Origin of the sequence: Motiliproteus sp. MSK22-1 (assembly GCF_001968815.1) — a bacterium.
Classification (GTDB): domain Bacteria; phylum Pseudomonadota; class Gammaproteobacteria; order Pseudomonadales; family Balneatricaceae; genus Motiliproteus.
In genome coordinates this window covers 19,794-33,686 of record NZ_MIEQ01000061.1, presented here as the reverse complement: position 1 = coordinate 33,686, position 13,893 = coordinate 19,794, and the positions used below count along the sequence as shown (strand labels likewise).

The 13,893-nt window shown below is 48.3% G+C and carries 13 protein-coding genes; 3 read left to right on the top strand and 10 right to left on the bottom strand.

Annotated features, from left to right (window positions below):
* Positions 1-36: 36 nt before the first annotated feature.
* From purD to accB, 8 genes are all read right to left on the bottom strand, one after another.
* Positions 37-1,320 (bottom strand): phosphoribosylamine--glycine ligase, encoded by a 1,284-nt coding sequence (gene purD, locus BGP75_RS17740; protein WP_076720209.1) that lies wholly within the window; start codon positions 1,318-1,320, stop codon positions 37-39.
* Between the two features lie 142 nt (positions 1,321-1,462).
* A complete protein-coding gene (purH, locus tag BGP75_RS17735) occupies positions 1,463-3,067 on the bottom strand; it encodes a bifunctional phosphoribosylaminoimidazolecarboxamide formyltransferase/IMP cyclohydrolase (RefSeq protein ID WP_076720208.1) in 1,605 nt (534 codons plus the stop codon).
* Positions 3,068-3,127: 60 nt separating this feature from the next.
* Complete coding sequence (gene fis, locus BGP75_RS17730; protein WP_233152971.1) at positions 3,128-3,457, bottom strand: DNA-binding transcriptional regulator Fis; 330 nt, start codon at positions 3,455-3,457, stop codon at positions 3,128-3,130.
* Positions 3,458-3,485: 28 nt separating this feature from the next.
* The gene (gene dusB, locus BGP75_RS17725; RefSeq protein ID WP_076720206.1) at positions 3,486-4,496 is read right to left on the bottom strand and encodes a tRNA dihydrouridine synthase DusB; all 1,011 of its coding nucleotides are present in this window, start codon (positions 4,494-4,496) and stop codon (positions 3,486-3,488) included.
* A 261-nt stretch (positions 4,497-4,757) separates the two neighbouring features.
* A complete protein-coding gene (locus tag BGP75_RS17720) occupies positions 4,758-5,495 on the bottom strand; it encodes a DUF3426 domain-containing protein (protein WP_076720205.1) in 738 nt (245 codons plus the stop codon).
* Positions 5,496-5,659: 164 nt separating this feature from the next.
* Positions 5,660-6,559, bottom strand: a complete 900-nt coding sequence (gene prmA, locus BGP75_RS17715) for a 50S ribosomal protein L11 methyltransferase (protein WP_076720204.1) — start codon at positions 6,557-6,559, stop codon at positions 5,660-5,662.
* Between the two features lie 200 nt (positions 6,560-6,759).
* Positions 6,760-8,100 (bottom strand): acetyl-CoA carboxylase biotin carboxylase subunit, encoded by a 1,341-nt coding sequence (gene accC / locus BGP75_RS17710; protein WP_076720203.1) that lies wholly within the window; start codon positions 8,098-8,100, stop codon positions 6,760-6,762.
* 32 nt (positions 8,101-8,132) lie between these two features.
* Entirely contained in the window at positions 8,133-8,585 is a 453-nt protein-coding gene (gene accB / locus BGP75_RS17705; RefSeq protein ID WP_076720202.1) for an acetyl-CoA carboxylase biotin carboxyl carrier protein, read from the bottom strand.
* A gap of 479 nt (positions 8,586-9,064) precedes the next feature.
* On the opposite strand from accB, the gene BGP75_RS17700 reads away from it, so the two are divergent.
* The 3 genes from BGP75_RS17700 (at position 9,065) to BGP75_RS17690 (ending at position 11,953) form a co-directional block, all read left to right on the top strand.
* The gene (locus tag BGP75_RS17700; RefSeq protein WP_143821103.1) at positions 9,065-9,808 is read left to right on the top strand and encodes a hypothetical protein; all 744 of its coding nucleotides are present in this window, start codon (positions 9,065-9,067) and stop codon (positions 9,806-9,808) included.
* 173 nt (positions 9,809-9,981) lie between these two features.
* Positions 9,982-10,746 carry a ParA family protein gene (locus tag BGP75_RS17695; protein ID WP_076720200.1) on the top strand — a complete coding sequence of 255 codons (765 nt, stop codon included), beginning with the start codon at positions 9,982-9,984 and terminating at the stop codon, positions 10,744-10,746.
* A complete protein-coding gene (locus BGP75_RS17690) occupies positions 10,727-11,953 on the top strand; it encodes an alkaline phosphatase family protein (RefSeq protein ID WP_083704901.1) in 1,227 nt (408 codons plus the stop codon). The genes BGP75_RS17695 and BGP75_RS17690 overlap by 20 nt, the downstream gene beginning before the upstream one ends.
* A gap of 134 nt (positions 11,954-12,087) precedes the next feature.
* Here BGP75_RS17690 and ppa read toward each other — a convergent pair whose 3' ends face one another.
* Together ppa and BGP75_RS17680 are read right to left on the bottom strand one after the other, a co-directional pair.
* Positions 12,088-12,621 carry an inorganic diphosphatase gene (gene ppa / locus BGP75_RS17685; protein ID WP_076720199.1) on the bottom strand — a complete coding sequence of 178 codons (534 nt, stop codon included), beginning with the start codon at positions 12,619-12,621 and terminating at the stop codon, positions 12,088-12,090.
* A 232-nt stretch (positions 12,622-12,853) separates the two neighbouring features.
* On the bottom strand, positions 12,854-13,828 hold the full coding sequence (locus BGP75_RS17680) for a class 1 fructose-bisphosphatase (protein ID WP_076720198.1): 975 nt from the start codon (positions 13,826-13,828) through the stop codon (positions 12,854-12,856).
* Between the last annotated feature and the right edge of the window lie 65 nt (positions 13,829-13,893).

Here is a 13,893-nt window from a genome sequence, read left to right as displayed (position 1 = left end):
TCTGGGGCTTTTCTGATATTGAATTTTAGTTGGATATTACCGTTGCTCTCGGGCTATTGCTCGATAGGCAATGTCAGTACGGAAGAACATTCCTGGCCAGCTGACTTGCTTTGCCAGCGTGTAGGCGTGCTTCTGAGCTTCGGTAACGGACTCTCCCAACGCTGTAGCACAGAGTACTCGACCGCCATTAGTGACTGTCTGGCCGTCTTTTTCTGCGGTTCCGGCATGAAATAACTTAGAGTTATCATCTGCTTGAGCTGGCAGGCTGATTGCGTCACCCTTGTTGTAACTATTGGGATAACCTCCTGCTGCCAGAACTACGCCTACCGCGGGTCGTGGATCCCATTCAGCTTTTGCCTGGTCAAGGTGCCTGGCAACGGCTGCTTCACAAAGTTCCACCAGACTGCTTTTCAGGCGTAACATGATCGGCTGGGTTTCTGGGTCACCAAAGCGGCAGTTATATTCGATTACCTTGGGTGTACCGTCAGATGCGATCATCAGACCTGCGTATAAGAAGCCGGTGTAATCATTACCTTCGGCTGCCATTCCGTTAACCGTCGGTAGAATTACCTCATCCATAATGCGCTGATGGATTTCAGCGGTCACCACCGGGGCTGGTGAATAGGCACCCATACCCCCTGTATTTAAACCGGTATCGCCGTCACCGACTCGTTTGTGATCCTGGCTTGTGGCCATAGGCAGTACATTTTTACCGTCGACCATGACGATAAAGCTGGCTTCTTCTCCCTCCAGAAATTCTTCAATAACCACTCGGCAACCTGCTTCACCGAATGCGTTACCGGATAGCATGTCTTTTACAGCATCTTCGGCTTCTTCCATCGTCATGGCGACAATTACACCCTTGCCTGCAGCAAGGCCATCGGCTTTAACGACGATTGGAGCACCTTTCTCATGCAGGTATGCTAACGCTGGCTCAACTTCCGTGAAGTTTCCGTATCCCCCCGTTGGAATCTGATGGCGTGCCAAAAAATCTTTCGTGAAGGATTTGGACCCTTCAAGCTGGGCAGCTGCTTTGCTAGGGCCAAAGATGGGTAATCCCTGAGATTGAAAATGATCGACGACGCCGGCAACCAGTGGCGCCTCAGGACCCACAATCGTCAGATCGATGCTTTCCTGTTTAGCAAAAGTAGACAGTCCCTCAAGATCCATTACATCCAGATTGATGTTTTCAAGCTTAGGTTCCAGAGCTGTGCCAGCATTGCCGGGAGCAACAAAGACTTTTTCAACGCGCTCGTCTCGGGCTGCCTGCCAAGCAATAGCATGCTCACGACCACCACTACCAATAACCAATACTTTCATCTGAAATAATCTCTTTTCGTTATGCTGTCAAAAAATCTTTGTTGCCAGGCTCCCCATAAGGGAGAACACCCTCAGTCCGGTACCAAGGGTGTGTGTTACGGGCTTAAGACTTTACTGACAGCACTTTTTCTGAGGGCAATACTTAGTGGCGGAAATGGCGCATGCCGGTAAAGACCATGGCGATGCCTGCTTCATTGGCAGCAGCAATAACTTCGTCGTCACGCATTGAACCACCTGGCTGAATAACGGCAGTAATTCCTGCAGCTGCTGCGGCATCGATGCCATCACGGAAAGGGAAAAATGCATCGGATGCCATGACTGCACCGGGAACTTCCAGGCCTTCATCTGCTGCCTTGATACCGGCAATCTTTGCACTGTATACGCGACTCATCTGACCAGCCCCTACACCAATGGTCTGTCCGTCTTTGGCATAGACAATAGCATTGGATTTAACGTATTTGGCGACTTGCCAGGCGAAAAGCAGGTCTCGTAGTTCCTGTTCTGACGGTTCGCGTTCAGATACCATTTTAAGCTCACTGACATCGACCATCCCCAGATCGTTATCCTGAACCAGCAAGCCACCATTAACGCGCTTCAGATCAAAGCTGGCCGGGCGGTCTGCATCCCATTGGCCGCATTCAAGTAAACGAACGTTAGGCTTGGAGGCAACCACTTCAGAAGCTGCATCGGATACTTGTGGAGCAATAATGACTTCCACGAACTGACGATCAACAATGGCCTTTGCTGTGGCTGCATCCAGTTCCCGGTTGAAGGCAATAATGCCACCAAAAGCTGAGGTAGGATCGGTCTGGAAGGCAAGGTTATAAGCTTCCAGAATATCCTGGCCAATAGCGACTCCACATGGGTTAGCATGCTTGACGATAACACAGGCCGGTTCTCTGAACGGCTTGACGCATTCCAATGCTGCATCCGTATCGGCAACATTGTTAAATGACAGCTCTTTACCCTGTAACTGCTCGGCAGTAGAGACGCTGGGCTCTGCTGGATCACTTTCTACGTAAAAAGCAGCCCTTTGATGAGGGTTTTCGCCGTAGCGCATTTCCTGGGCTTTAATAAACTGAGTGTTGAAGGTGCGAGGAAAGTCTGCGACCTGGTTTTCTTCATCACCAGCTTTTACCTGCTCAACACGTGCCCCCAGATAATTTGCAATCGCACCGTCGTAGGCAGCGGTATGCTCAAATGCTCTGGTAGCTAGATCGAAACGGGTTGACTGGCTGATTGCGCCGTTATTCTCGGACATTTCAGCAACGATGTTGCCGTAATCACCAGCGTTAACAACGATAGTAACAAAAGCGTTGTTTTTCGCTGCTGAGCGGACCATTGTCGGCCCACCTATATCAATGTTCTCGATAGCCATCGGTAGGTCGCAATCGGGACGGGCGACGGTTGCTTCAAATGGATAAAGATTGACAACCACCATGTCTATTGGACGGATACCGTGCTGTTCCATGACTTCATCATCCGTTCCACGACGGCCTAGAATGCCCCCATGCACTTTCGGGTGCAATGTTTTGACCCGGCCATCCATCATTTCGGGGAATCCGGTGTAGTCAGAAACTTCAACTGCGTCTATATCATTCTCTCGCAGCAGTTTGAAGGTGCCGCCGGTAGAGAGGATTTCCACGCCCTGTTGAGTTAGGCTTTGTGCAAACTCTACGATGCCGGTTTTATCCGAAACGCTGATGAGTGCACGGCGAACAGTGATGAGGTTATTAGTATCAGCCATAGTTCTCTGTATTGAGTTGTGGTTGTGGTTGACTTGGTCTAGTTACAGCTACCGGTTTATCTATAGTAAATCGTATTGTTTCAACTTTTTACGTAAGGTTCCGCGATTTAAACCCAGAAGTTCAGACGCTTTAGTCTGATTGTCACGGGTGTATTCCATAACTGCTTTAAGAAGAGGTGCTTCTATTTCATTTAGCACCATTTCATAGACATTGCTGGCTGGTTGACCATCCAGTTGCTTAAAATAGTTGTTCATGGCCTGTTCCACGCTTTGGGAAAGGCGTTGAGGCTGATGAGAGCTAGGCTCATTGGCCGCTGCTTCTGAAAGATGAAGACCCCCATTGGACGGATGGTTTGTGCCGGGGGAAGGTGTTGTAATGTTATCGCTCACGTTGCTCAGATTACCTAGTGCCATTTTGTTATGCCGCCTTCGGGTCGTGCTGCTGGCTGATGAAAAAATGTTTAATAGCCTTCAGCTGTTCTTCCGTTGAGTCCAGACTGTTAAACTTTTTGCGAAAATCTCGGCCGCCCTTCACCTCGTCTATAACGAGATTTGCGCTTGTTACCAGATACCAACCTACATGCTTACGTGCAATTCTGACGCCGAGATAGCTGCCGTAAAAATCGTAAAGTGCATGTAGATGTTCTAGTAACCATTGCTCCACTTGTTCTAGCGCAGGTGGGGGCAATGATTGGCCTGTATCCAGATAGTGCTCAATTTCTTGAAAGATCCACGGGCGTCCCTGAGCCGCACGGCCGATCATAACTGCATCGGCACCGGTGTAGTCCAGCACAGCTTGCGCTTTTTGAGGAGATACGATGTCACCATTGGCAATCACCGGTATCTTCACAGCCGCTTTAATCTGCGCAATTGTTTCGTATTCGGCCTCTCCACGATAGGCACAACTTCGAGTTCTTCCATGAACGGCCAGGGCCTGGATGCCAGCCTGTTCAGCTAAATGTGCGATGGCTAAACCGTTTCGCTGTTCCTGATCCCAGCCAGTACGAATTTTTAACGTCACCGGAACGTCCACGCTGGATACGACCTCATTCAGTATTCTTTCCACCAACGCTTCGTCCCGAAGCAAAGCTGACCCGGCCGCCTTGTTACACACTTTTTTGGCAGGGCATCCCATATTGATGTCTATAATCTGAGCACCCCGTTCCACATTCAGAGCAGCGGCTTCTGCCAGCATCTCTGGGTCACCACCAGCAATCTGGACGATACGGGGGGAGGGTTCTCCTTCGTGATTGAGTCTGAATTGAGACTTTCTGCTGTTCCAGAGTCGCTTATCCGAAGTCACCATTTCAGAAACCGCAAGACCTGCTCCAAGCTTTCGACAAAGTTGGCGGAACGGTTGGTCCGTCACTCCCGCCATCGGTGCCAGGATTGCCCGGCTGTTTATACGATAGGGGCCAATGTCGTACACGTGAGAACTCGATTAGTCAGGTTGGTTTGAAGGTGGCCCGTAGGCGACACTGTACAGTGAACGACCAATGATACCCGTAGATGCAGCGCCGGGAAAGAAAAAATCATGCGGATTAGGAAGAATGGCAGCACTGTTTGATGCTGCATCACATTATGATGCCGGTTTTAGCACTCGATCTGTGTTTTACAGGAGGTCTTTTCAGTGGCGACGGCTTATCTGGTTAACAGTCTCCCCCTTTGTTAGCTTGAGTGAGCGTCGTTGTTACAGATGCTTTTTTGCTGGGAGAAAGCTAAGTGTATAGTTGGGGGCTTGCAGACTCGGTTCCAGTATCTCCAGGTTGAGCCGAACCTCTTTACCACTGGGCATTAACTGGATATTCTCAAAGTCACCACCAAGGTATTCATGGGGTTGGAAGGTCCTGGCTGCTTTAGGTTCACCATTCAATGTTGAAAAAACCAGTTGCAGAGCCGGGAACGGTTGTTCGAAGGGAGCTTTGTTTTCTACTAACAGATCGACCGATAGAGCGCCAAGGTATTTGGGATGGTCTCGGATAATTAAATGATGACTGATGATTCTTGGAAGATCCTGGCGTGCGGATAATCTACATTCTATATGTTTGCAGGCTTGGCTGTATAGCCGTTGCAGCTGGGGATGTTGAGAGAGTTGGTCTCTTTCAAACCAAAGAACCTGGAGTCCCAAGGTAGACAGAGCCAGCAGAATCATCAAGGACCAGCCAAGGTAGGAAGCGGTTGAATCTGGTTTTTCAGTGATTTGTAGTTGCAACGGAACTTCGGGAATAGAAGAGGACTCTTTGTCCGGTTTCTGTTCTAAAACGGGATTAGGTTCCGACTCAGAAGAAGTTTCCAGGTATTGATCTGCTGCAAAAACGTGCAGGCAGGTGCCGCAACGGACCAATCCCTGTGCCTTATTTAATTGCGCCAGCGTAACCTGAAAGCGTGTCTCACACTCTGGGCATTGGGTAGCGTAATTTCTACTCATGACCGTTTCTACTCATGACAGCGATGGCTTTTACTCATGATAACAATGACTTCTACTTGTGATAGTTACAGTAACTACTCAGGATAACAAGTTTTTCTAAATACAATATCCTTGGGTTGTCGCTGGATAGGAATATCTTTGTATAACAAGAGCCTTTGATAAGATTACTTCTGGTTTCTGATTCCTGTTAACCGAATCCATTCTTCGCGGTTGCATACCGGCTCCAATGTAAACCAGGGAGCATAAGCTTCAATTAGCTCATCGACTTGAGATTGTAATACGCCGGAAAGGGCTATAAACCCATCCGGTTTTACCAGGGCTGCCAGTGTTGGTGCCAGCTCCACCAAAGGACCAGCCAGAATGTTCGCCACCAGGATGTCGGCTGTTACATTGGGCATCTTGTCGGGATAGCAGAGCTCCAACTGACTTGCATCTATTGTGTTTCTGTCAGCGTTAGCTTGAGTCGCTTGCAGGGCCTGGGGATCAATATCTGTGGCCAGCAATTTTGTAGCACCGAGCAATAAAGCAGCAATACCGAGTATTCCTGAGCCGCACCCGTAGTCGATCACCAGTTTGTCCTGGCAGTCTTGTTTGTCCAACCATTCCAGACATAAGGCGGTAGTCGGGTGAGTACCCGTACCGAAAGCCAGCCCGGGATCAAGCATGAGGTTTGCTGCGCTTGGGTCTGGAACATCCTTCCAGCTCGGGCAAACCCAGAGTCGCTGACCAAATTGCATCGGGTGGAAGCTGTCCATCCATTCACGAACCCAGTCTTTATCTTCCAGGATTTCAGTCTTACAGGCAGGGAAGGGTAAAGACGGTGCTATCTGCTGATGGCCCTGTTGCAGTCCTGTCTGAATCTTTGCGAGGTCTGCCTCCGCATCAAACAAGCCGGTTATACGGGTTTTATCCCATAAAGGGGTACTGCCGAGATCCGGCTCAAATAAAGGCTGATCGGCGCCATCTTCAAGGGTTACAGCACAACTACCAAGAGCCAGTAATAACTCTTCGTAGGCACTTGCCTGATCAGGCTGAATATCCAGTTTCATTTGGAGCCAGGGCATAACTAATTCTCAGTCTGAAAGTTGTTAATCAGGAACGGCTTAGCTTAAAAATAAAAAACCTCTTTATAGCAGTATAAAGAGGTTTTCGGGCATAAAGTTTTATTCTGTCAGTCATCCGTTACCGGTTGAGTGTTTGTTATCAGTGACTGGTATTGAGCAGTCACTGATACCCTTAAGGTACTGATGAATAACGACAGTAACTAGAGGCCGAGCTTTTTCTCAAGGTAATGGATATTCAGTCCACCCTCTATAAAGTTGGCATCACGAACAATAGTCTGCTGTAACGGAATATTTGTACTGATACCACCAATTACTGCCTCATCCAGCGCATTTTTCATGCGAATCAATGCGCTCTTGCGATCTTCACCGTGGGTGATTAATTTCGCGATCAGGGAGTCGTAGTAGGGCGGGACTTTGTAGCCACTGTAGAGGTGAGAATCAACTCTGACCCCAATACCTCCCGGGGCATGATAGTAATCCACTAAACCCGGGCAAGGCATAAAGGTTTTGGGGTCTTCAGCGTTGATTCGGCATTCAAAAGCGTGACCGTTAAGCTTAATATCTTCCTGACGCAAGGTCAGCGGCTGGCCACTGGCAATCTTCAGCTGTTCTTTTACGATATCGACACCGGTTACCATTTCGGTTACCGGGTGCTCGACCTGAACACGAGTATTCATTTCAATGAAATAGAATCCGCCGTTCTCATAAAGGAACTCGAATGTTCCAGCACCACGGTAGCCAATTTCGATGCAGGCATCGACACAGCTCTGAAGAACAGCTCCCCGTGCATCTTTATCAATATTCGGTGCTGGAGCCTCTTCCAGAACCTTCTGGTGGCGTCGCTGCATGGAGCAGTCACGATCATACAGGTGAATGGCATTACCCTGACCGTCGGCCAGTACCTGCACTTCTACATGGCGTGGGTTTTCAAGGTATTTTTCCAGGTAAACAGTGTCGTCACCAAATGCTGCCTTGGATTCTGTTTTGGTTACGTGAATAGAACTGAGCAGTGCAGCTTCTGTATGAGCAACACGCATCCCCCTTCCACCGCCGCCTGCTGACGCCTTGATGATCACAGGGTAGCCGATTTCACGAGCGATACGCAGAGTTCTGTCATTATCCTCAGTGAGAGGACCGTCTGAACCGGGTACCGTTGGTACGCCCGCTTTTTTCATTGCTTTAATGGCAGAGACTTTGTCCCCCATCAGACGAATGACGTTAGCGGTTGGACCTACAAAGACGAAGCCGCTGTTTTCGACCTGCTCGGCAAAGTCCGCATTCTCAGCCAGAAAACCATAACCCGGATGAATGGCCATGGAGTCGGTCACTTCGGCAGCACTGATCAGGCTTGGTATATTCAGATAGCTTTCGGCTGATGAGTTTGGACCGATACAAACGGCTTCATCAGCCAGTCTTACGTGCATCAGGTCGCGGTCAGCCTGGGAGTGAACGGCTACAGTCTTGATATCAAGCTCTTTGCAAGCACGCAGAATGCGAAGTGCAATTTCACCCCTGTTGGCGATAACGATTTTATCCAGCATAGTTTAATGCCCTTCAATTTCGCCTAGATTGATTAACCGATAGTGACTAGAGGCTGGTCAAATTCGACCGGCTGGCCTTCTTCCACCAGTATCGACAAAATGGTGCCGGATTTATCGGCTTCAATCTGATTCATCATTTTCATTGCTTCGATAATACAGATCGGATCGCCCGCTTTGACCGTCTTGCCAACTTCAACAAAAGGGTTTGCACCGGGGGATGGGGCGCGATAGAAGGTGCCAACCATCGGTGATGTGACAACATGACCCTCTAAAACCGGCTCAGCTGTTGTATCAGCAGTTGCTAACAATGGTGAAGGAGCTGCTGGTGCGACGACTACTGGTGTGGGTGCCGGAGCAGCAGCCACAGGAGTAATGCTGGAAGCCCGACTTATACGTACCGAGTCCTCCCCTTCCTTAATCTCAATCTCATTGATATCGGATTCTTCCAACAATTCAATAAGTTTCTTTACTTTGCGGATGTCCATGGTGACTCTCTATCAATAACTCTATATCAGTTGCATGATCGGATTTATCACGAATGCAACACAAAAAAACGTATGCCAATCCTCGAAATTACTGACTGAGGGTGGGCATGAAGATGGAGTAGCTTATTTCAATCGCAGCGATATTTACGGAGCCGCATTGCGCAGAATGTTCCTACGCAGCTACAAGGGTTGAGTAGTTTGCCGTAAATGATTCAAGCTGTCTACAAATGTGTGGTTTTTTAGATGTTTAATGCATTTTTGCTGATTTTAGCACCAATTTACTAATCATTTTTATTGAAAAATATGCTTGAAGTCAGTTTTTATTACTTGCGTAAGCAACTACGGTGACAAACTGACAGCAACCGCTCTGAATGGCTGCCCGTTAGTTGTTAAGTCGTTAGTTTGAGTTGCCGGTTTCTTAACGTTCACGGCGTTATTCACTGATGTTATGATGGCGTGGGTTTGAAATGGAAAATCAGATGAAAACATTTATTGCTGTATATACTCCGCGGGCATTAGCGATCCTGCTGGTTGCTTTTTTGGTGGGCTGTTCAACAGGCTCAGGGGGTGGGAAGTCTTCAACCGAGTCAACTTCCAGTGGTTCTCCGGTATTGGCACAGCAGGAGAAAGCAGAGGTTTCTGCCATAGATGTTGATCGAAGAAATCAGCAGATTCATCAGATTTTGGTTATGTTGGGCGAAGCAGAGCTAGCTATGGCTGATAAGCGACTGACGACGCCGGAAAATTATAATGCTGCCAGCTTCTACAAAAGGGTTCTGGCGCTATCCCCAGAAAATAAAGAAGCAAAACAAGGTCTGGTAAAAATAGTTAATCGGTATATACAATGGAGTGATGCTGCCTTGCAGCAAGGGCAGATCCGAACGGCGCGCTCATATTTAAACCGTGCGGCCAAGGTTATTCCTGAGCATCCCGAGTTACCTGCCGCGATAAAGCGTCTGTCATCGATTCCTGCTCCCAAAACTGCGGGTGATTTTATTGCTTTAGATGTAGCAGAACTTAATGACAAATCTGCAGTTGCAAAGAATAAGTTACAGCAGATTGCTGACCGGGTTCGCGATCAGGATGCCAGGGTTATTATCGAAGTACCCAGTGATAAGCTGGGCCGTTGGGTTTACCAACAGATGAATCAGCGTCATGAGGAATACCGGATTCGAGCGAACTTGCGCTTGGGGTCCAAAGTGGGCATTCGGCTTTTGTATTGATCCATAAGACTGTATTGATCCATAAAACGTACCGACGTATAAACTCTGCTGAGGTGATCAATAAGCCGGTGCTTTAAGCAAAGTTGTTCAAACCTGTCTGGATGTGGATACACAACTGTTCATTGCGACAAAATATTGCTTATATTGGCATACACAACGAGTTGGAGGTTTAAGTGCGCAGAGTCGTATTTAATCAAAAGGGCGGGGTAGGAAAGTCCAGTATTGCTACAAATCTGGCTGCTATCAGTGCTAACAAGGGATTCCGCACTTTACTGGTTGACCTGGACCCGCAATGTAATGCCAGTCAGTATCTGCTTGGTCGGGAAATTGATAAAGTAGAAAACGATGCTATGGATTTCTTTGAGCATTCCTTGGCGTTTAAAATGCGGGGTATACCGCCGCAAGAGTACATCTCCAATACCCGATTCAAGAATCTATCGTTACTTGCATCCAACCCAAAGCTTGGAGATCTGCATTCAAAGCTTGAGGCTAAGCATAAGATATACAAGTTGCGGGAAGCTCTGGATGGATTGGAGGGGTTCGATTATGTCTATATCGATACTCCACCTGCGTTTAACTTCTATACGCTTTCTGCGTTGGTTGCTGCTCAGGGCTGTCTTATTCCATTTGATTGTGACGAGTTTTCTCGTCAGGCACTTTATTCATTACTGGAAAATGTTCAGGAAACTGTGGAAGATCATAACGATGAACTTCGCGTTGAGGGCATCGTTATCAATCAGTTCCAGCCTCGCGCCACACTACCCAGGCAGATGGTTGATTCGCTGAAGGCAGAAGAGTTGCCGGTCATGGCAAGCTATCTTTCATCCTCTGTAAAGATGAAAGAATCTCATAATGAAAGTATACCGTTGATTCACTATGCGCCAAAACACAAGCTGACCCAGGAGTTTGTTGCGTTGTTTGACGAACTGCACAGCTAAGCTGTGTCTATTCCGCAGTTTGGTCTCCGACCATAATCCGGTTCTGCTGAGCGTAGCCATGCTATTACCCGACTATAACAACAGTATTGTTAATCTGGTTTCCTCTTTGGTATCGAAAGATGCGCCAGTCAGGGGCATTTATCCACAATTGCCTGTACTTGACGAGTATCGGCTTGACCAGCGTCCTGTTGTTCTTCTTGTCATTGATGGGCTTGGTTATAACTTTCTTTGTCAGCATTCCGATAGCTTCCTCTATCAAGCATTGGCTGGGCAGCTGACTTCTGTTTTCCCGACAACTACCGCGACAGCCGTTACCGCTCTCGCTCTGGGGGTTCCTGCACAGCAGCATGGGATTACAGGCTGGTTTACCTACTTTCGTGAGTTGGGATGTGTTGCAGCGCCTTTGCCGTTTACACCCCGAGGTGGTGGCCGTGATTTTTCTGAACTGGGGGTCAGGGCAGAAGCTTTGCTTGATGCGGCTGCCTTGTTACCTACTCTTTCCCGTCCGGCAACCCTGGTCAATCCCTGTTATATAGCAGATTCACCCTACAGCCAGGCTCTTTTTGGAGGAGTGGACCGTCAGTCCCACCGACACTTATCTGGATTATTTGATGCGTTGTCCCAGGCATTGGCTCAGCCCGGTAATCCTCTGGTATGGAGCTACTGGACAGAGTTGGATGGAATGGCTCATCAATACGGAATAAACAGCGAGCAGGTGGCGAAGCACTTCCGGCAAATTGATCGTGAATTTGCTGATTTTTCAGCTCGTATTGCAGGTAGTGGTGCGGCAATCGTTGTTACTGCGGATCATGGTCTGATTGATACGGCTCCAGACAGGACTGTACATGTGGATCAGCATCCCAAGCTGGCTGAAATGCTTCAATTACCATTATGTGGTGAGCCTCGGGCCGCATTCTGCTATTTGAAATCCGGATACGAGGATGCCTTTGATCAATACGTTGAGTCCCATCTGACAGAATCTATTTGTTCTTATCGAAGTCGCGACGTGCTGGAAGCGGGCTGGTTTGGTCTAGGGGAGCCATCGCAGCGTTTACCCGAGCGGATTGGGGATCGGGTCTTACTTCCACGTGACAACTGGATTATTAAGGACCGACTACTGCAGGAGCAGTCTTTTGAACAGATTGGTGTGCATGGCGGGCTGAGCGAAGAGGAGTTGTTGGTACCCCTGGTGGTGGTTGAGCCCTGATAGCCGTTCAGTCTGATAAAACAGCCAACAGAGGTCGGCTGTTTTATTGCTGAACGGCTGAGCTGGCTGCGTAACAACATATCGTCGGGTAACTGCTATTGATGCACAGATACAATTACCCGGCTGTTATTATGTTATTTGCTGTCTTCGTACGCCTTAGCAGCGGTTTCAATGGCGGCACGCGCGGCTGCGGCGTCAGACCATCCTTCAACTTTAACCCATTTGCCTTTTTCAAGAGTTTTGTAGTTCTCGAAGAAATGCTTGATTTGTCCCAGCAGCAGTTCAGGAAGATCGTTGATATCATTAACGTCGTTGTACATCTGAGACAGCTTCTCATGAGGTACCGCTACCAGCTTGGCATCTTCACCGGCTTCGTCGGTCATATTAAGAATGCCAACAGGACGGCAGCGAATGACAGAGCCTGTCAGAACTGGGTAAGGGGTTACAACCAATACGTCCAGTGCATCACCATCGTCTGCCAGGGTGTTGTTTATGTAGCCGTAATTGGCTGGATAAAACATTGGCGCAGCCATGAAGCGGTCAACAAAGATAGCATCACTGTCTTTGTCGATTTCATACTTAACGGGAGAACTGTTTGCAGGGATTTCGATAATTACATTGATATCGCCGGGAAGTTCTTTGCCCGCTGGAACTTTTTCAAAACTCATGGTTAGGCCTTTTACTGGAATATGACGAAAATTTGAGTGGCCGCATTATAAAAGACCTGACAGACCTTTTCCAATACGACAAAGGGGGGATGTTTTAAGCGCTAAAGTAGGCAGTCTTCAAACTGTTTTATGTTTTAGCGCTTCGGCTGGCTTTGAATTAGGGAGCCCATGAACAAGTCCTTTCGGCCTCTGAAAGCGCCGAGCTCCCCCTTAGATAGTTATCTGTAGATAACTATCTGGCCTTTTGGTGGTAGTCCATCACTGTATCAACCTCTTCCCTGGAGCCCAATATGACAGCGGTGCGTTCATGGATGGACTCCGGGTCCACATTCATGATTTCAATTTTGGTGTTAGTGCTACGACCACCCGCTTGCTCGACAAGCATACTCATGGGGTTCCCTTCGTACATCAGGCGTAGCTTACCCGGTTTATGAGGTTCTCTGGAGTCCCAGGGGTACATGAACACACCACCACGGGTCAGAATACGATGAACTTCCGCGACCATGGAGGCAACCCAGCGCATATTGTAACGTTTGCCCCTTGGGCCTTCCTCTCCTAGTAGCAGATCATCGACATAATCACGTATCGGTTGTTCCCAGAATCGTTGATTGGACATGTTGATGGCGAATTCCTGAGTGGTGTCAGGGATTCTTACATTCTCGCGGGTCAGGTAGAACTCACCGTTGTGACCTAAGGTAAAGATATTTACACCTTCTCCTGTGGTTAGTACTAACAGGCAAGATGGACCGTAGAGTACGTAGCCGGCAGCAACCTGGGTGTTGCCTGCTTGCAGGAAAGCTTCGTCATTGCAACCAACCAGATCTTCAGGGGCTCTTAAAATTGAAAAAATAGTCCCGACAGAGACGTTAACGTCGATGTTGGAGGAGCCGTCCAGCGGGTCGAAGGTGACCAGGTATTTACCCTCAGGGTTGGCAGCAACACTGTGGTCTTCTTCTTCAGACGCCATGCCCCTGACAAGTTTGGACTGTTGCAGGGTCAGCTTAACGATATCGTTAGCAATGACATCCAGTTTCTTTTGTACTTCACCCTGAACATTTTCCAGTTCTGCTGATCCCAGGATTCCCTCCAAATCGCCATTTTGCAGTTTGCTGTCTACTTCTTTGCAGGCGGACATCAGCAGGTTTATCAATTCGATCAGGTCGTTTGAGGTTTCTTTCTGTTTAAGAAACTGGGTGAGCCTAAGCATGGGTAATACCTTGTAGATCCTGGGTCGTTTTGTATAGCTGTGAGGCAGAGTTTCGTACCCGGCTT

Bases quoted from the DNA above. Each gene is read 5' to 3' on its own strand.
- purH (WP_076720208.1), bottom strand. From the start codon at position 3,067: ATGGCTGATACTAATAACCTCATCACTGTTCGCCGTGCACTCATCAGC.
- prmA (WP_076720204.1), bottom strand. From the start codon at position 6,559: ATGCCCTGGCTCCAAATGAAACTGGATATTCAGCCTGATCAGGCAAGT.
- BGP75_RS17680 (WP_076720198.1), bottom strand. From the start codon at position 13,828: ATGCTTAGGCTCACCCAGTTTCTTAAACAGAAAGAAACCTCAAACGAC.
- BGP75_RS17720 (WP_076720205.1), bottom strand. From the start codon at position 5,495: ATGAGTAGAAATTACGCTACCCAATGCCCAGAGTGTGAGACACGCTTT.
- ppa (WP_076720199.1), bottom strand. From the start codon at position 12,621: ATGAGTTTTGAAAAAGTTCCAGCGGGCAAAGAACTTCCCGGCGATATC.
- purD (WP_076720209.1), bottom strand. From the start codon at position 1,320: ATGAAAGTATTGGTTATTGGTAGTGGTGGTCGTGAGCATGCTATTGCT.
- BGP75_RS17700 (WP_143821103.1), top strand. From the start codon at position 9,065: ATGAAAACATTTATTGCTGTATATACTCCGCGGGCATTAGCGATCCTG.
- accC (WP_076720203.1), bottom strand. From the start codon at position 8,100: ATGCTGGATAAAATCGTTATCGCCAACAGGGGTGAAATTGCACTTCGC.
- accB (WP_076720202.1), bottom strand. From the start codon at position 8,585: ATGGACATCCGCAAAGTAAAGAAACTTATTGAATTGTTGGAAGAATCC.